The organism is Streptomyces sp. NBC_01077 (assembly GCF_045162855.1).
GTDB lineage: Bacteria > Actinomycetota > Actinomycetes > Streptomycetales > Streptomycetaceae > Streptomyces.
In genome coordinates, this window is sequence record NZ_CP108669.1 from 8,538,152 (window position 1) to 8,555,126 (window position 16,975).

General features: G+C 71.3%; 14 protein-coding genes. 8 read left to right on the forward strand and 6 right to left on the reverse strand.

Annotated features, from left to right (window positions below):
* The first annotated feature begins 39 nt into the window (after positions 1-39).
* Complete coding sequence (locus OG462_RS38395; RefSeq protein ID WP_406065160.1) at positions 40-543, forward strand: DUF1269 domain-containing protein; 504 nt, start codon at positions 40-42, stop codon at positions 541-543.
* Between the two features lie 69 nt (positions 544-612).
* Here the strand turns inward: OG462_RS38395 and OG462_RS38400 are convergent, their stop codons facing one another.
* Both OG462_RS38400 and OG462_RS38405 read right to left on the reverse strand, forming a co-directional pair.
* The gene (locus OG462_RS38400; protein WP_406065162.1) at positions 613-1,875 is read right to left on the reverse strand and encodes an arginine deiminase; all 1,263 of its coding nucleotides are present in this window, start codon (positions 1,873-1,875) and stop codon (positions 613-615) included.
* A gap of 69 nt (positions 1,876-1,944) precedes the next feature.
* Positions 1,945-3,405 (reverse strand): basic amino acid/polyamine antiporter, encoded by a 1,461-nt coding sequence (locus OG462_RS38405; protein WP_406065164.1) that lies wholly within the window; start codon positions 3,403-3,405, stop codon positions 1,945-1,947.
* A 439-nt stretch (positions 3,406-3,844) separates the two neighbouring features.
* Between OG462_RS38405 and OG462_RS38410 the strand changes: the two genes are divergently transcribed.
* The 3 genes from OG462_RS38410 (at position 3,845) to OG462_RS38420 (ending at position 7,601) form a co-directional block, all read left to right on the forward strand.
* Positions 3,845-5,254: a family 2B encapsulin nanocompartment shell protein gene (locus OG462_RS38410; RefSeq protein WP_406065166.1), complete on the forward strand. Its 1,410-nt coding sequence runs from the start codon at positions 3,845-3,847 to the stop codon at positions 5,252-5,254.
* A 110-nt stretch (positions 5,255-5,364) separates the two neighbouring features.
* Positions 5,365-6,702, forward strand: a complete 1,338-nt coding sequence (locus OG462_RS38415) for a family 2 encapsulin nanocompartment cargo protein terpene cyclase (protein ID WP_406065168.1) — start codon at positions 5,365-5,367, stop codon at positions 6,700-6,702.
* Between the two features lie 14 nt (positions 6,703-6,716).
* The gene (locus OG462_RS38420) at positions 6,717-7,601 is read left to right on the forward strand and encodes a geranyl diphosphate 2-C-methyltransferase (RefSeq protein WP_406065170.1); all 885 of its coding nucleotides are present in this window, start codon (positions 6,717-6,719) and stop codon (positions 7,599-7,601) included.
* Positions 7,602-7,677: 76 nt separating this feature from the next.
* On the opposite strand, the gene OG462_RS38425 is transcribed toward OG462_RS38420, so the two are convergent.
* Positions 7,678-8,586, reverse strand: a complete 909-nt coding sequence (locus OG462_RS38425; RefSeq protein ID WP_406065172.1) for an adenosine kinase — start codon at positions 8,584-8,586, stop codon at positions 7,678-7,680.
* Between the two features lie 249 nt (positions 8,587-8,835).
* Between OG462_RS38425 and OG462_RS38430 the strand changes: the two genes are divergently transcribed.
* From OG462_RS38430 to OG462_RS38440, 3 genes are all read left to right on the forward strand, one after another.
* Complete coding sequence (locus tag OG462_RS38430; RefSeq protein ID WP_406065174.1) at positions 8,836-9,978, forward strand: S1 family peptidase; 1,143 nt, start codon at positions 8,836-8,838, stop codon at positions 9,976-9,978.
* 148 nt (positions 9,979-10,126) lie between these two features.
* A complete protein-coding gene (locus OG462_RS38435; protein ID WP_406065176.1) occupies positions 10,127-11,191 on the forward strand; it encodes a chitinase in 1,065 nt (354 codons plus the stop codon).
* Positions 11,192-11,551: 360 nt separating this feature from the next.
* Positions 11,552-12,415: a DUF1684 domain-containing protein gene (locus OG462_RS38440; protein WP_406065178.1), complete on the forward strand. Its 864-nt coding sequence runs from the start codon at positions 11,552-11,554 to the stop codon at positions 12,413-12,415.
* Here the strand turns inward: OG462_RS38440 and OG462_RS38445 are convergent.
* On the reverse strand, positions 12,405-13,766 hold the full coding sequence (locus OG462_RS38445; RefSeq protein ID WP_406065180.1) for an amidohydrolase: 1,362 nt from the start codon (positions 13,764-13,766) through the stop codon (positions 12,405-12,407). The two genes, OG462_RS38440 and OG462_RS38445, sit on opposite strands and share 11 nt — an antisense overlap.
* 151 nt (positions 13,767-13,917) lie before the next feature.
* Between OG462_RS38445 and OG462_RS38450 the strand changes: the two genes are divergently transcribed.
* Positions 13,918-14,088, forward strand: a complete 171-nt coding sequence (locus tag OG462_RS38450; RefSeq protein WP_030757923.1) for a thiazolylpeptide-type bacteriocin — start codon at positions 13,918-13,920, stop codon at positions 14,086-14,088.
* A 98-nt stretch (positions 14,089-14,186) separates the two neighbouring features.
* On the opposite strand, the gene OG462_RS38455 is transcribed toward OG462_RS38450, so the two are convergent.
* On the reverse strand, positions 14,187-16,106 hold the full coding sequence (locus OG462_RS38455; protein WP_406066871.1) for a TOMM precursor leader peptide-binding protein: 1,920 nt from the start codon (positions 16,104-16,106) through the stop codon (positions 14,187-14,189).
* Positions 16,107-16,219: 113 nt separating this feature from the next.
* The gene (locus OG462_RS38460; protein ID WP_406065182.1) at positions 16,220-16,975 is read right to left on the reverse strand and encodes an ABC transporter permease; all 756 of its coding nucleotides are present in this window, start codon (positions 16,973-16,975) and stop codon (positions 16,220-16,222) included.

Here is a 16,975-nt window from a genome sequence, read left to right on the forward strand (position 1 = left end):
CCGGTACTGGCGGCAGTACTGACACAGGAGGAGAGCGGTATGTCCGAACTCATCGTCCTCGGCTACGACGATCGCGCAGTCGCGAACAGGGCCTTCGCCGTGGTTCAGGAGCTCGAACGCAGCCAGGTGGTCGAACTGACCGGACTCGCCGTGGTCTCGGTGGACGCGGACGGCAAGACCCATGTGGACACCCCGGCGAGGCGAGAGGGCAAGGTCGCGCTCTCGGCCACCGCCGGCGCCCTCTGGGGCATGGTCTTCGGCATGATCATCCTCACGCCGGGGATCGGCGTGGTGGGCGCCGCCGTCGGCGGGCTCATCGGCAAGCTGAACCAGATGGGCGTCGACAACAAGTTCCGCGACAAGGTGCAGTCGCTGCTGGCGCCCGGCTCGTCCGCCGTCGTGGTCATGGCGTCGAAGGTCACCGAGGACAGGTTCGCCGCGGCCCTGGAGAAGTTCGGCGGAACCGTGCTCAAGACCTCGCTCTCGGAGCAGAGCGAGCGGGAGCTCGCCGAGCAGCTGGCGGGCCCGGACGCGACGGACTGAACCGGGCCGCCCGGAACGCGCCGAACCGGCCACCCCCTCCACGGGGGTGGCCGGCTCTTTCACATGTCGTCAGAACTCGACCGCGTCGCGGATCAGCGGGCACGTCATGCAGTGCCCGCCGCCGCGGCCCCGGCCGAGTTCGGCGCCCACGATGGTGATGACCTCGACGCCCGCCTTGCGCAGCAGCGTGTTGGTCTGGGTGTTCCGGTCGTACGTGAAGACGACGCCGGGTTCGAGGGCGACGGCGTTGTTGCCGCTGTCCCACTGCTGCCGCTCCGAGGCGTACACGTCGCCGCCGGTCTCGATGACCTGGAGCTTCGGCAGGCCGAGGCCCTTGGCGACCACGTCCACGAAGGGGGTGCCGCCCTCGTCGGTGATGTCGACGCCGGGGGCCTTGTCACCGGGCCGCAGCGTGAAGGTGTGGACCGAGTCCATGATCTTCGGGTAGAGCGTGACGATGTCTCGGTCGGCAAAGGTGAAGACGGTGTCCAGGTGCATCGCGGCGCGCAGCTTCGGCATGCCCGCGACGATGACCCGATCGGCCGCGCCGTCCTCGAACAGCGAGGCCGCGACCTGGGTGATGGCCTGCCGGGAGGTGCGTTCGCTCATGCCCATGAGGACGACGCCGTTGCCGACGGGCATGATGTCGCCGCCCTCGAAGGTGGCCTGGCCCCAGTCCTGCTCGGGGTCACCCCACCAGACGGTGGCGTCCTTGTAGTCGGGGTGGAAGCTGTAGATCGCCTTCATGAGCAGGGTCTCGCCGTGCCGGGCGGGCCAGTACAGCGGGTTGAGGGTCACTCCGCCGTACAGCCAGCAGGTGGTGTCCCGGGTGTAGAGCGTGTTCGGCAGCGGCGGCATCAGGTACTCGCGTACTCCGGTGGCCTCGCGGGCCAGGGAGACGTATCCGGAACGGAACGCGTCGGGCAGGTCGGCCGTCGACAGGCCGCCGATCAGGTACTCGGCCAGATCGCGGGGCGCGACGGAGTCGAGGAAGGCGCGGGTGTCGTCGATCAGGCCCAGGCCGACCTCGTTGGCGATGATCTTCCGGTCGAGGAGCCAGGCCCGCGCCTCGGGGATCGCCATCGTCTCGGTGAGCAGATTGTGCAGCTCCACGACCTCGACGCCCCGCTGGGTCAGCTTGTCGACGAAGTCGGCATGGTCGCGCTGCGCGTTCTCCACCCACATCACGTCGTCGAACAGCAGGTCGTCGGAGTTGGTCGGGGTCAGCCGACGGTGGGCGAGCCCCGGGGAGCAGACCAGGACCTTGCGGAGCCGTCCGACCTCGGAGTACACGCCGAGCGCGGGCTTGGCGGAAGCGTCGTTGCTGGTCATGCGGGGCCTTTCGGGTGCGGGGTGAGGACGGGACGGGGGAGGAGGGTGAGGCGGGCGAGGGGGAGGGGCTCAGAGGCTGATCCAGCCGGCGGCGAGGGCCACGACCCCCATGACGGCGCCGGCGATCGAGACGGCGAGGATCACCAGCTCGCGCGGGGAGAAGAGCCGTCTGCCCTGTTCGCGCCGGGCCTTGACGAACAGGAAGGTCGCGGGCGCGTAGAGGATGAAGGAGACCAGGACGAACTTGAGCCCGGCCGCGTACAGCAGGAACGCCGTGTAGATCGTGGCGAGGATGCCGACGACCAGTTCCCGGCGGGTGCTCCGGCCCGAGACCCGCTCCTGCTCGGGTCTCAGCGCGATCTTCACCGCGAAGGCGGCGGCGAGCAGGAACGGGATCAGGCTGAGCGCGCTGGTCAGGTCGAGGGCGAAGTTGAACGCGTCGTCGGAGAACGCCGTGACGACCAGGACGACCTGGCTGAGGGCCGTGGTCATCAGCAGGGCGGGCACGGGGACGTCGTCGCCGGTGGAGCGCCCCAGGAAGCGCGGCATGTCCTCGTCCTTGGCCGCCACGAAGAGCACCTCGGCGGCCATCAGGGTCCAGGCGAGATAGGCACCGAGGACGGAGATGATCAGGCCGACGCTGACGAAGACGCTGCCCCAGGTGCCGACGGCCGCCTCCAGGACGCCCGCCATGGAGGGCTGGCGCAGCTCGGCGATCTCGCTCATCGGCAGGATCCCGTACGACACGATGGTGACCGAGGCGAAGACGGCGAAGACGCTGAGGAAGCCCAGGATCGTCGCCCTGCCCACGTCCTCGCGGCGCTTGGCGTGCCGGGAGTACACGCTGGCGCCCTCGACACCGAGGAAGACGAAGACCGTGGCGAGCATGGTGCCGCGGACCTGGTTGAACAGCGAGCCGGCGTAGTCGGCGCCACCCCAGTTGTCGGCGAAGACGGACGGGTCCAGACAGAACAGGGCCAGGATGACGAAGACGAGGATGGGCACGACCTTCGCCACCGTCACGATCCGGTTGATCGCGGCGGCCTCCTTCACCCCGCGCCGGATGAGCAGGAAGAACGCCCACAGTCCGGCCGAGGACAGGATGATCGCGAGGGCGGTGTCGCCGTCGCCGAGCGCCGGCCAGATCGCGCCGATCGTCGACATGATGAGCACCCAGTACGTCACGTTGCCGACGCAGGCGCTCGCCCAGTAGCCGAAGGCCGAGAAGAAGCCCAGGTATTCGCCGAAGCCGGCCTTCGCGTACGCGTAGACACCGGCGTCCAGGTCCGGGCGGCGCACCGCGAGCGCCTGGAAGACGAACGCGAGCATCAGCATGCCGAAGCCGGCGATCGCCCAGGCGATCAGCGCGCCCGCGACGCCCGTCTCCTGCGCGAACCGCCGGGGCAGTGAGAAGACTCCGGCGCCCACCATGGATCCGACGACCATCGCGGTCAGCGTGACGAGCGTCAGTTTGGCCGCTTTCGGGGACCCGGCGGTGGTGGCGTCTGTTCCGGTATCGACGTTCGACATGACCTGCCCGCCCCTTGCAGCAACGAGAGATGACTGGAAGCCGAATCTAGCCCGCGTGCACCGGTTTGTCGCAGTAGCACACTATATGTCCTCTTGGCGTCGGTCGTCGAGGAGCCCCGACGCCGACGGGCCGAACCTTGACGCGGCATTCGAACCGGAACGTGGACGGACGGGCCGGCAGACCCACGGCCTCTCGGCCACATGGCCCGAATAGCGCAGTTCACCTGCTTAAACCTCGCAGGGAGCAAGATCGCCGTTTCGAGGTAATGCCCTCGAACTGATGGGGTGCGCCGGGTGTACCGGCCGTTACTGTTCCCCGGGATCTGGACGGATTCCCAGAACTTCATCCTCCTTTTTCCCCTTTCCCGACTTTCTCCTCTTTCACCGACCGGGGCACCCGTGTGCCGGTCGCCACCCCCTGCGAAGGAGAGCCCGCCCCATGACCGTTGACACGAGCCCGGACGCACAGCTGGACACGCCCAAGCAGTCCAGCCTCAGTACCGCGGCTGCCCGGAACCTCGCCACCACGACCAAGTCCGCCCCGCAGATGCAGGAGATCAGCTCCCGCTGGCTGCTGCGGATGCTCCCCTGGGTCGAGACCAAGGGCGGCGCCTACCGGGTCAACCGCCGGCTGAGCTACACCGTCGGCGACGGGCGCATCGATTTCGTCCAGGACGGAGCCCACGTCCGGGTGATCCCCCGTGAGCTCGGTGAACTCGCGCTGCTGCGCGGCTTCGAGGACGAGGAGGTGCTGAACGCGCTGGCCGCCCGGTGCGTCCAGCGCGACTTCAGCGCCGGCGAGGTGCTGGTCGAGCGCGGCGCCCCCGCCGAGCAGATCCACCTCGTCGCCCACGGACGCATCAACCAGACCTCCCTCGGCAAGTACGACGACGAGGTGGCCGTGGCGGTACTCGCCGACGGCGACCGCTTCGGTGAGAACGCCCTTCTGGACGCCGACGCCCGATGGGACTACACCGCCACCGCCGAGACCTCCGGCACGCTGCTCACCCTCTCCCGCGCCGAGTTCGCCGCGGTGATGGCCTCCGCGCCGGCCCTCCAGGCACACATCCAGGAGTTCAGCTCGCTCCCGCTCCAGCGGCAGAACCGTCACGGCGAGGCCGAGATCGCGATGTCGGCCGGCCACACCGGCGAGGTCGCGCTGCCGGGCGCCTTCGTCGACTACGAGCTCAAGCCGCGTGAGTACGAACTCTCCGTCGCGCAGACCGTTCTGCGGGTCCACACCAGGGTCGCCGACCTCTACAACGGGCCGATGAACCAGACCGAGGAGCAGCTCAGGCTCACCATCGAGGCGCTGCGCGAGCGCCAGGAGCACGAGCTGATCAACAACCGGGAGTTCGGCCTGCTCCACAACGCCGACTTCAAGCAGCGGATCCAGACCCACTCGGGCCCGCCCACCCCGGACGACCTCGACGAGCTCCTCTGCCGCCGCCGCGGCACCAAGCTCTTCCTCGCCCACCCCAGGGCGATCGCGGCGATCGGGCGCGAGTGGAACGCCCGCGGGCTCAACCCGGGCACCGTCGACCTCGACGGGCAGCAGGTCCTGAGCTGGCGGGGCGTCCCGCTGCTGCCCTGCAACAAGATCCCCATCACCAAGGAGAACACCAGCTCGATCCTGGCCATGCGCCTCGGCGAGGACAACCAGGGCGTCATCGGCCTCCGCCAGACCGGTCTTCCGGAGGAGTACGAGCCCGGCCTCTCGGTGCGCTTCATGGGGATCAGCGAGCAGGCGATCATGTCGTACCTCGTCACCACGTACTACTCCGCCGCCATCCTCGTGCCCAACGCGCTGGGCGTGCTCGAGAACGTGGAGATCGCCCGCAGGCACTAGAGGAGCTGACCCGCGGCCGCCACGACGGCCACGACAGCCCGGACCGTCCCGGGCCGGCCGACCGTACCCGGGACCCCGGACAGCCCATCACCCTCACCAAGGAGTCACGGATGCCCGAACCCGGGCTTTCCCCTCTGCAGTCGAGCCTGCCCACGGCCGCCGCCCACTTCGGGGCCCACGTCCTCGCCCGGGCGGCCGCTCCCACCGAGACGGCGGGGTCCGCCGGGGTGGCGGCCCTCGCGACCGCTGCCGCCGCGACCGCCGCAGCGATGGCTCCCCCCGCCGCGACCGCTCCCGCAGCCGTGACCGCACCCGACGTCGTGGCCGCTCCCGTGACCGCGCCGCCGGTCCCCGACCTGGGACGCATCCTGCGGGGTCCCACCGGCCTCGGCACGGCAGCGCTGTCCCTGGCCCGGCGGGAGGACGCGCCCCCGCTGCCGGAACCTCCGACGCCCGGGGCGCCGGAGGAGGGCCGGCCGATCCCGGGCCTCTACTACCACCCCGTACCCGAACCGGACCCCGTACGGGTGGACGAGGTCAGTCGCAGGATCAAGTCCTGGGCGCTCGACGAGGTGCAGCTCTACCCCGACGACTGGGAGGGCGAGTTCGACGGATTCTCCGTCGGGCGTTACATGGTCGCCTGCCACCCGGACGCCCCGACCGTCGAGCACCTGATGCTCGCCACACGCCTGATGGTCGCCGAGAACGCCGTCGACGACTGCTACTGCGAGGACCACGGCGGTTCGCCCATCGGCCTCGGCGGACGCCTCCTCCTCGCGCACACCGCCCTCGACCCGCTGCACACGACGCGGGAGTACCAGCCGTCGTGGGCGGAGTCGCTCCACGAGGACGCCCCCCGGCGCGCCTACCGCTCCGCCATGGAGTACTTCGTCGACCAGTCGACCCCCTCGCAGGCCGACCGGTTCCGGCACGACATGGCCCGACTGCACCTCGGCTACCTCGCCGAGGCCGCCTGGGCCGAGACGGACCACATGCCGGAGGTGTGGGAGTACCTGGCGATGCGCCAGTTCAACAACTTCCGCCCCTGCCCCACCATCACCGACACCGTCGGCGGCTACGAACTCCCGGCGGACCTGCACGCCCAGCCGGCCATGCAGCGCGTCCTCGCGCTCGCCGGGAACGCGACCACCATCGTGAACGACCTGTACTCGTACATGAAGGAACTCGCCGGCCCCGGCAAGCACCTGAACCTGCCCGTGGTGATCGCCGACCGTGAGGGCGTCTCCGACCGCGAGGGCTATCTGAAGGCCGTCGAGGTCCACAACGACCTCATGCGCGACTTCGAGGCCGAGGCCGCCGCCCTCGCCGCCGCCTGCCCCGTCCCGACCGTGCAGCGCTTCCTGCGGGGCGTGGCCGTGTGGGTCGACGGCAACCACTACTGGCACCAGACCAACACCTATCGCTACAGCCTGCCCGATTTCTGGTAAGAAATGGATTATCTGTGACCAGCACCGAGTACACCACTGTCAACGGCACCTCCGCGTTCGTCCCGTCCCCGGCGACGCCGTACCAGGGTGACATCGCCCGTTACTGGAACGACGAGGCCAGGCCCGTCAACCTGCGCCTGGGTGACGTCGACGGGCTCTACCACCACCACTACGGCATCGGCGCCGTCGACCACGCCGCCCTCGGGGACAGGGCGGACAGCGAGTACGAGAAGAAGCTGATCACCGAACTGCACCGGCTGGAGTCCGCGCAGGCCGAGGTCCTCCTGGACAACCTCGGAGCCATCGGGCGTGACGACACGCTCGTGGACGCCGGCTGTGGCCGCGGCGGTTCGAGCGTCATGGCCCACCAGCGCTTCGGCTGCAAGGTCGAGGGCGTCACCCTTTCCTCCACGCAGGCCGATTTCGGCAACAAGCGCGCGAAGGAGCTCGGCATCGACGACCACGTCCATGCCCAGGTCTGCAACATGCTGGACACCCCGTTCGAGAAGGGCAGCATCGCCGCCTCGTGGAACAACGAGTCGAGCATGTACGTCGAGCTCGACGACCTCTTCGCCGAGCACTCCCGCTTCCTCAAGGTCGGCGGCCGCTACGTGACCATCACCGGCTGCTGGAACCCGCGGTACGGCCAGCCCTCGAAGTGGGTCTCCCAGATCAACGCGCACTTCGAGTGCAACATCCACTCCCGCCGCGAGTACCTGCGCGCGATGGCCGACAACCGTCTCGTCCCGCAGGCCGTCATCGACCTGACGCCGGACACCCTGCCCTACTGGGAGCTGCGCGCCACGTCGTCCCTGGTCACCGGCATCGAGGAGGCGTTCATCAACTCCTACAAGGATGGCTCCTTCCAGTACGTCCTGATCGCGGCCGACCGGGTCTGATCCACCTGATCCTGTGTGTACCGAAGGGCCCGGTCCGTCGCGCGACGGACCGGGCCCTTCCGGGCGTTCCTCCCGGTCAGCCCAGTGCCGTGGCGACCTCGTCGAGGAGCCGCGCGCGGTCGATGGCGTCGCTCCCGGTGGCCGGCACGGTGCACGCGTGGGCGCCCGCCACCGCGCCGTAGAGCGCGCACCGGTCGAGGTCCTCGCCGGTCAGCCGCCCGAAGAGGAAGCCTGCGGCGAAGGCGTCGCCCGCGCCGTTGGAATCGACCACGGGGTCGCGCGGCGCGACGACCGGTACGTGGACGAGCCCGTCGGCCGTCAGCATGTAGGCGCCCTCGGCTCCGGCGGTGGCGACCACGACCTCCGCCCGGCCCCGCTCCAGGATGCGGCGCATGGTCCACTCCGTGTCCGTCAGGGCCGTGGTCGAGACGAAGACGATGTCCGCGCCGTAGGCGAACGGCTCGTGATAGGGGTTCTCGCCGTCCCAGTTGTGGAGATCCGTGGAGATCGTCAGGCCCGCTTCCCGCAGCTGCGGAACGGCGAAGGCACAGGGGTACGTGATCGAGACGTGGGCGTGCCGGCTCGCCGACGCCAGGGAGCGGACCAGCTCCTCGGGCAGCCGGTCGGACTCCTGGGAGCGGCTGTCGTCGTAGAGCGAGAGCCGGCGGCCGTCGGGGCCGACGAGGTTGACGGCCCGCTTCGTCCCGCCGGGCAGGGGCACTTCGGTGAAGGCGATGCCGCGGTCGCGGTGGAACGCCCGGACGAGGTCGCCCGCGGGGTCGTCACCGAGCATGTCGATGTGGTGCGTCCGCAGGCCGAGCGTGCTGAGGCCGAGGGCGACGAAGTCGCCGGTCTGCCCGGCGCGGGTCTCGATACCCGGCCTGATCATGTAGCTGTCGGCGTACGGGAGGGGGAGCTCGGGAACGTACACGATCGTGTCGACGCCCGACCCGCCCAGGACGAGGACGTCGTACTGACTGGTCATCGATGTTCCTCTCGTGCGCGTGGGGCGGCTCAACTGCCCGTGTCCGTCGGTGAGTCAAGCAGTCCGTGACGCCTGTCGGCAAGATCTTGCAGATTGTTTCGGCAGGTAGTTGCGGGCGTTCGTCCCCGCCATCCTCCGATCGGAATGTCCGGTCGTGGTCTGGACCTGACAAGTGGAGTCTCGCTACGGTGGCTTCCGCGCTCGCTTGAGAGCGCTCTCAGTGCCTGCTCCCCCCACTAGGAGGCTCCTGTGAAACGTACGTCCGCCCTGCGCGCCGCCGCCGCGGCCCTTCTGCTCACCGTCGGACTCGGCGCCGCCCAAGCCGCCCCCGCGAGCGCCATCCCCACCGGCGCCGCGCCCACCGCCTCGGCAGGTCTCCTCGACGCCATGCGCCAGGACCTCGGGCTCACCGCGCAGCAGGCCGAGGAGCGGCTGACGGCCGAACGCGCGGCGGCCCGCGTGGAGTCCGAGGCCAGGAAGACCGCCGGTGCCTCGTACGGCGGCTCCTGGTTCGACGCGCGCACCGGGCGGCTCGTCGTCGCCCTCACCGACCGCCACGAGGAGGCCGAGGTCAGGGCGCTGGGCACCGACACCCGGCTCGTCCGGCACAGCGCCGGCGCACTCGACCGGGCCAAGGCCGGGCTCGACGCGCGGTCGGCCCCCGCCGGCGTCGCCGGCTGGCACGTCGACCCCCGCTCCAACAGCGTCGTCGTCACCGTCGTCCGCGCCGACCGGAACGCCCCCGCCGTGCGGGCCTTCGTCGAGCGGGCGCGCGAGACCGGACCCGTCACCGTCGCCGAAACGGCGACCGCGCCCCGTACCTACGCCGCCGGAACCGTCGGTGGCGATCCGTACTACACCGGCAACGTCCGCTGTTCCATCGGCTTCTCCGTGCACGGCGGCTTCGTCACCGCCGGACACTGTGCGGGGGCCGGAGCCGCCGTCCGGGGCTGGGACGGATCCGCGATGGGGACCTTCCAGGGCTCCTCGTTCCCCGGGAACGACTACGCGTACGTGAGCATCCACAGCGGCTGGTGGACGGTACCCGTGGTGCTCGGCTGGGGGACGGTGTCGGACCGGCTCGTCCGGGGCTCCGCCGAGGCGCCGATAGGGGCGTCGATCTGCCGCTCGGGGTCCACGACCAAGTGGCACTGCGGAAGCGTGCTGGCCAAGAACGAGACCGTGAACTACAGCCAGGGCGCCGTCCATCAGATGACGAAGACCAGCGTGTGCGCGGAGGGCGGCGACTCCGGTGGCGCGTTCATCAGCGGTGACCAGGCGCAGGGCGTCACCTCCGGCGGCTGGGGCAACTGCTCGACCGGCGGAGAGACCTGGTTCCAGCCGGTGAACGAGATCCTCGGTCGCTACGGCCTGACGCTGCACACGGCCTGACGCTGCCCACGGCCTGACGGTCTGACGGTGGGAGGTCGGTAACACCCTTGCCCGCGAGGGTGGTTGACGAATGGTCTGGACCAACCTACGGTCTGCTGGAGCGCGCGCCATACCTAGGACCACCCCCCCCACGTCCCCAGGAGCACGCATGCCAGCCCCCCGGATCGCTCGTCTCCTCGGAGCGGGTCTCGCCACCCTGCTCGCCGCCGCCCTCGCGGCCCCCACCGCCGTGGCCGCCCCGTCCGCCGCCGCCGCGGACACCTGTGCCCTCAAGCAGAAGCCGGCCGGAAAAGTACTCCAGGGCTACTGGGAGAACTGGGACGGCGCGGCCAACGGCGTCCACCCGCCCTTCGGTTGGGCACCCATCGACGACCCGCGCTTCGCGACCCACGGCTACAACGTCATCAACGCCGCGTTCCCCGTGATCCGTTCGGACGGGACGGTGCTGTGGGAGGACGGCATGGACAGCACCGTCCGTGTCTCCACCCCGGCGCAGATGTGCAACGCCAAGGCGGCGGGGGCGACGCTCCTCATGTCCATCGGCGGAGCCGCCGCGGGGATCGACCTCAACTCCCGTGCCGTCGCCGACCGGTTCATCGCGACCATCGTGCCCATCCTGAAGACGTACAACTTCGACGGGATCGACATCGACATCGAGACCGGTCTTGTCGGCAGCGGCAGCATCGGCACCCTGTCCGCGTCGCAGGCCAACCTGGTGTACATCATCGACGGCGTCCTCGCCCGCATGCCCGCCGGGTTCGGACTGACGATGGCACCGGAGACCGCGTACGTCACCGGTGGCAGCGTCGCCTACGGCTCGATCTGGGGGGCGTACCTGCCGATCGTCAAGAAGTACGCCGACAACGGACGCCTGTGGTGGCTCAACATGCAGTACTACAACGGCAGCATGTACGGATGCTCGGGCGACTCCTACTCGGCGGGCACCGTCGCCGGGTTCGTCGCGCAGACCGACTGTCTGAACCGCGGCCTCGTGATCCAGGGCACCACCATCCGGGTGCCGTACGACAAGCAGGTCCCCGGCCTTCCCGCACAGCCGGGCGCGGGCGGTGGCCACATGGCGCCGTCGCTCGTGGCGCAGGCGTGGAACCACTACGGCGGGGCACTCAAGGGCCTGATGACCTGGTCGGCGAACTGGGACGGGTCGAAGGGCTGGACGTTCGGCGACAACGTGAAGGCCCTCCAGGGCCGCTAGGGCCTGTCTGACGATCTTCGTCGGCTCCGCCCGACCGGCGCGTGCCGTGCTCCGGACCCGGTGATCCAGAATCTGGGATCACTGGTCCGGAGCGCGGCAGTTGTGCTTTGCTGGCCGTATGACCCTGCTCGTGACGCGCCGACACGTGGACTACGTGCGCGTCACGACCACGTCCTGTTCCGGCTGACCCGAGGCCCTCGTCCCGGCAGCCGGCCGTCGCCCGCGCGACCACCGTGCCCCCGTCACACTCCTGAGCGTCACCCTCCGGCCGCCCCTTCGGGCCCCGTCGGCACGGGCGGGCGCGAGCGGCCTCCCGGTGCAAGCCCCGCACGCGATGCGCAGACGACATCAGGAGGACCCATGACCACCCGCAACGCCCCCGTTCCCACGACCGAGGCCGACGTCGACGCCGACTCCGGAGTGAAGGCCTTCACCGCCGAGTGGGAGGAGTGGCACCGCGACAAGGACGCCAGGCTCGCCGCCGAGCACGGCTTCCTCGCCATCACCGGCCTGCACTGGCTCAACGACGAGCCCCAGCGCGTCCCCGACGCCCCCGGGCTCTGGTCGACCGGACCCGACGGCGTCACCGTCGAACTCGACGAGGGGACCGAACTCGTCGTCGACGGGACGGCCGTCCGGGGACGGTACGACTTCGGCGTCGTCCCCGAGCGCGGCGGCGTCGACGCCGTCTGGGGAGACACCGTGATCGAGGTCGCCAAGCGCGGCGGCCACGACGTGGTCCGGCCGAGGAACCCCGGGCACCCGCTGCGGGTCGCCTTCGCCGGAACACCCGCGTACACGCCCGATCCGCGCTGGGTCGTCACCGGCCGGTACGTCCCCTTCGACGAGCCGCGTCCGACCACCGTCGGCGCCTCCGTCGAGGGGCTGCGGCACGTCTACGACGCACCGGGCAGGATCACCTTCCGGCTCGACGGCCGGGAACTGAGCCTCACCGCGTTCAACGGGTACACCCCCGGCGGATTCACGGTGCTCTTCACCGACGCCACCTCGGGCGTCACCACGTACGCGGCCAACCGCAGCCTGCGGATCGACGCACCAGGGCCCGAGGGCGAGGTGGTGATCGACTTCAACCGCGCCACCAATCTGCCCTGCGCGTACACCGACTTCGCGACCTGCCCGCTGCCGCCGGCCGAGAACCGGCTCCCCGTCGCGGTCGAGGCCGGGGAGAAGATCCCGCACGAGCGCGGCCCGGTCACCCCGTGAGTGATCGGCCCGGAGTCTCCGGCGCCGTCCCCGGGGCGGCGCCGAGGGCCGGCCGGCTCAGCGCCGCCGCCGTCAGGGCGGTGATGGCCGGCGGCAGGGCCGTCCGCACGTCGGGGGCGAAGAGAGGGGAGTGGTTCGGCGGGAGCCGGCCGGCCGAGGCCGCCCACTGACGGGGGCTCGCGGTCCCGACCATCCAGTAGACGAGCGGTACGTCCCTCTCGCCATGGAGTGCGACCCCCGCGCCGCCGTACAGCGGGAAGTCCTCCGAGGCCATCGACGGCGGCCAGTCGGCGACCCGGGCGGGGCCGTGGAGGGCGGTGTGGGCGGCGCGGACCGCCCGGGTCGCGGCCGGATCTCCCCACAGGGCCGGGGTGCGGGAGACGGTCGTGATCTCGGGTTCGCGCGGGCAGGCGGAGGCCGCGCACTCGGCCCGGACGATGCGCTCCACCGCCGCGAGCGCGCGGTCCAGGGACGCGTCCGTGAGGGCCCGCAGCCCGATGCCCAACTCCGCGGTGTCCGGCACCACGTTCACCGCCGTGCCGGCCCGCAGGGTGCCGACAGTGAGCGTGAGCTGGTCGGCGGGGGCGCTTTCGCGGGAGACGATCGTCTGGAGACGGGTGATCACGGCCGCTGCCGTCACCACGGGGTCCACGGCCAGGTGGGGGGTTCCGGCGTGACCGCCGCGGCCGTGCAGGACGACGGCGAGCGCGGTGCTCGCCGCGGTCATCGGACCCTGCGGGGTGCCGTGCGCGACCATGCCCGCCGGGAGCGGTGCCGTGTGCTGGGCTAGGACGACGTCCGGCCTGCCGAAACGCTCGTACAGGCCCTCCCCGAGCATCGCGCGGGCGCCCGTCAGCGTCTCCTCGGCCGGCTGACCGAGGACGACCAGGGTGCCCCGCCAGTGCGCGGCCGTGCGGGCCAGGACGTCCGCCGCCCCGGCCGCGGCGGCGAGGTGGAGGTCGTGGCCGCAGGCGTGCATGGCGCCGTTCCCGCTCGCGTACGGCAGCCCGGTCCGCTCCTCCAGCGGCAGGGCGTCCAGTTCGGCCCGCAGGTACACCCGCGGGCCCGTGCCGTTGCGCAGGACGCCGGCCACGCCATGACCTCCGATGCCCCGGGTGACCTCCAGACCCAGGGCCGCGAGTCGGTCCGCGAACAGCGCGGACGTGCGGCGCTCCTCGCCCGACAGCTCCGGGGTCCGGTGGACGTCCAGGTAGAGCGTGAGGGCGGGCCGGAGCGCCTCCCCGACCGAGGCGAGGGCGGGGTGGAGGGGCTGGGGTCGGTCGGCCGGGTCGGGGTGGGCGGGCGCGGGCCGGCCCGCCGGGTCGGGGTGAAGGTGTTCGGGCCGGTTCACGAGGCTCCAAGGGGGAGGAGGCGCGCCGCTGGCGTCGCGTGCCAGCGATGTGCGTGCGGGAGACGTGCCGAACGGTGAGCGGGCGGCGGTGGAATGAGGGACGTACACCCCCGGACGGTCCCGCCCGGGACCGTGGTCAAGAGGAGGCGCCATGAACAAGGACCTGAGCACGCTCGCCGACGAGATCCTCGAGCTCGAGGCCGAGACCTTCGAGATCTCCGACTACTCGGACGCCAGCGAGGTCGTCCTCGCCGGTTCCACCAGCACCAGCTCGACCTCGACCTGCAGCTCCACCACCAGCACCACCTCCTGCTCGGCCTGATCCACGTCCCGCCGGCCGCATCGCGGCCGGAGGCGCGCCCGGTATCCGTTCCCCGGATGCCGGGCGCCTTCCGTTCCGCTCCTCGCGCAGCCCTGCGGTCACGGGAAAGGGTGCGGGACCATGCGGATCTCGGCGTCGGTCAGGTCCGTCGCCCGGTGGCCGCCGCGGCGCAGGGCCGTCCGCAGCCGGGGCAGCAGCGGCGCCCGCTGCCGGTTCCAGCCGAAGTCGATCGGCAGCAGACCCGGGACGAGGGTGCTCACCGTGCACAGCCCCATCCGCTCCTGCTCGGGGGTGGTCTGGTCGACGACGATCACATCGTGGCCGGCCCCCGCGAGCATGTCGGTCACCGCCCGGACGTCGTCCCGGAGATCGCTCGTCCGGGGGCGGCCGGTCGACTCCCAGTCCCGGTAGACCTCGTCGAAGGGACGTACCGACAGGGGCTCCAGGTAGCCCCGGGCGTGCTCCGCCATGCGCGGCAGCCCGTACAGCTGCGCATGGTCCTTGAGATGGCGCACCCGGTTGAAGTCCTCGGCCATGGCCTCCAGTTCGGCCCTGCGCTCCCGCGTCTGGCGGGAGAGGTGCGGGATGTAGGTGAGCACCTCCGACAGCGCGCCCTCCACGGCGGACCGCGGGTCGAGGGAGGCCGCCGCGGCGAAGGAGAGGGTGCCGGGGCCTCCGTCCCTGCGTACGGCCACCGCGGTGGCCACGGGCACCGGCAGGTCGATGCGGTTGTCCAGGACGTGGACGTCGTACCCCTGCAGGCCCGCACGCTCCGCCATGGCCGCGGACGTCCGGCCGCCGACCGTGGCCAGGTCGATCTCGGTGAGCCGGGCGTCGCCGTACCAGGCGTTCAGGAACGCGTCGCGCTCGACGAGTTCGAGCAGCCCGCCCAGGACCGCCTCTTCGAGAGAGCCGCCGATGGCGCAGCCGTTGGAGCACTCGAAGACGAAGTTGTCGGCCGCGAGACCGGCGCTGTAGTACACGAGGCGGGAGGGGACCAGGACCGGGCGCTCGTCGCGGAGCGACCAGCCCCACTCCCAGGGGATCGCGCGGTCCGGGTCGAACGGGTCGACCAGCGGGTCGTCCCGGTAGGTGCGCGGATCGTAGAAGCCGCACGACGCGGGGTCGACGGCGTCGGCCCGCAGCTCGTTCCACGAGCCGGTCACGGGAGTGTGCCGGCCGCGCCGGTGGGTTCCGGCGTACCGCTCGAGGCCCTCCAGGAAGGCCAGGGTGCGGCTGGTGGAGAAGGTGTTCTCCTGACCGCTCCATGTGACGTCGTTGAGACCGGCGTAACCCCGGACGAAGACGCTCCCGGCGACCGGAGCCGTGGTCGGTGAGGTGACGCTGATCCACGTGCCGCCCCCGAGCGCGCCGCAGACCGGGTTGGCGAGCGCCTCGCGCGGGAGGGGATACGAGGACGCGGGACGCAGCCGGTAAGTGCCGGGGTCGGGCTTCGGCCGCTCGACCAGGGCCATCGGCCGGGGCCCGGCCGGGACACGGTCGGGGGCGCAGTCGGGGCAGAGCGGATCGGCGAGGACGGGGTACGTGCGGACCACGAGCGTCGTCAGGTCGATACGGGTGACCTGGGGCAGCGTCCGGTCGGCGGGGTCCGACGAGGCGGCCTCGGCGCCGGGACCGTCGAGCACCGCCTCGTGGAGGGCCGCGACCGCGTCGTACACGTGGTCGGTGAGCAGGGGCCACACCCCGGCCGGGCGCGGCCCCTCCGGACCGCCGGTCTCCAGCGCGTCGCGCTCGCTGCGGCTGCGTAACCGCTGCCAGCGCAGGGCGAGGCAGCGGCCGCAGGCGGGCGCGGTTCCGTCGCCGCCCCAGGGGCCGATGAGCACCGCGGAGGCGGTGAGGTGGACGCGTGCGCCGGAGCGTTCGGCCGCCCACGGGTCCGGGGCTCCCCGGCCGCCGAGCGGAGCGGCGGCGTCCGTGACGCCGACCGGGACGACGGGGATGTCCCGGCCGAGGCGCCGGGCGAGAGCGGCCCGGAGCCCGGCGCGTGCCTCGTCCATCGGCAGGGGCAGCGGCGGGGTCCGGTCGACGGTGCTGACGGCGGCCCGGTCCGGCCCCGTCCGGACGACCTTGCTGACGGCCGCCCGGTCCGGCCGCGTACGGTCGGCGGCGCTCATGACGACCGGGTCCAGCGGAAGGTCTTCACCGCGACCGCGCCGAAGACCAGGGCGAACACGAGGAGTCCGAGGCATCCCACCCACACGTCGGAGGAGTCGCCGCGGCCGGCGAGCGCGTGGGACACGGCGTCGTTCAGATAGCGCAGCGGCATGGCCAGGGAGACCTTCTGCAGCCAGGACGGCATGGAGTCGAGCGGGAAGAAGGACCCGGACAGGAACGCCATCGGCAGCATCAGGAAGTTGGCGACGGCGGCGACCGACTCGGGAGTGTTGGCGAAGGACCCGATGATCACCCCGAGCAGCAGGAAGGTGGTGATGCCCAGGATCAGGACCGGGGCCAACAGGGGCCAGCCGGAAGCCGGTTCGAGGCCGAACACCGGTAGCATCGCCACCCCGATGAAGAGCACCGACTGGACGGCTCCGACGACGAGCGCGATCACGTAGCGGGAGCCGATGACGGCGGAGAGCGGGGCCGGGGACATCCGGATCAGCCGCAGGATGTCGTCGGTGCGCCACTGCATGAGGGTGAACGCGATGCCGAACACGGCGGCGTTCGCCACACCCCAGGACAGCACACCGGCCGCGGTGTACGAGAGATAGGTCAGCCCGCTCTCCTCCACGGCCTGGCCGCGGAAGATCAACCCGAAGACGACGAGGAAGAGGAGCGGGAAGGCGAACGTGAAGAAGAGGGTGGTCTTGTCGCGGACCTGGGCCCGGTAACCCGCCCCGGTCAGTGCGGCGTAGGCGCTCAT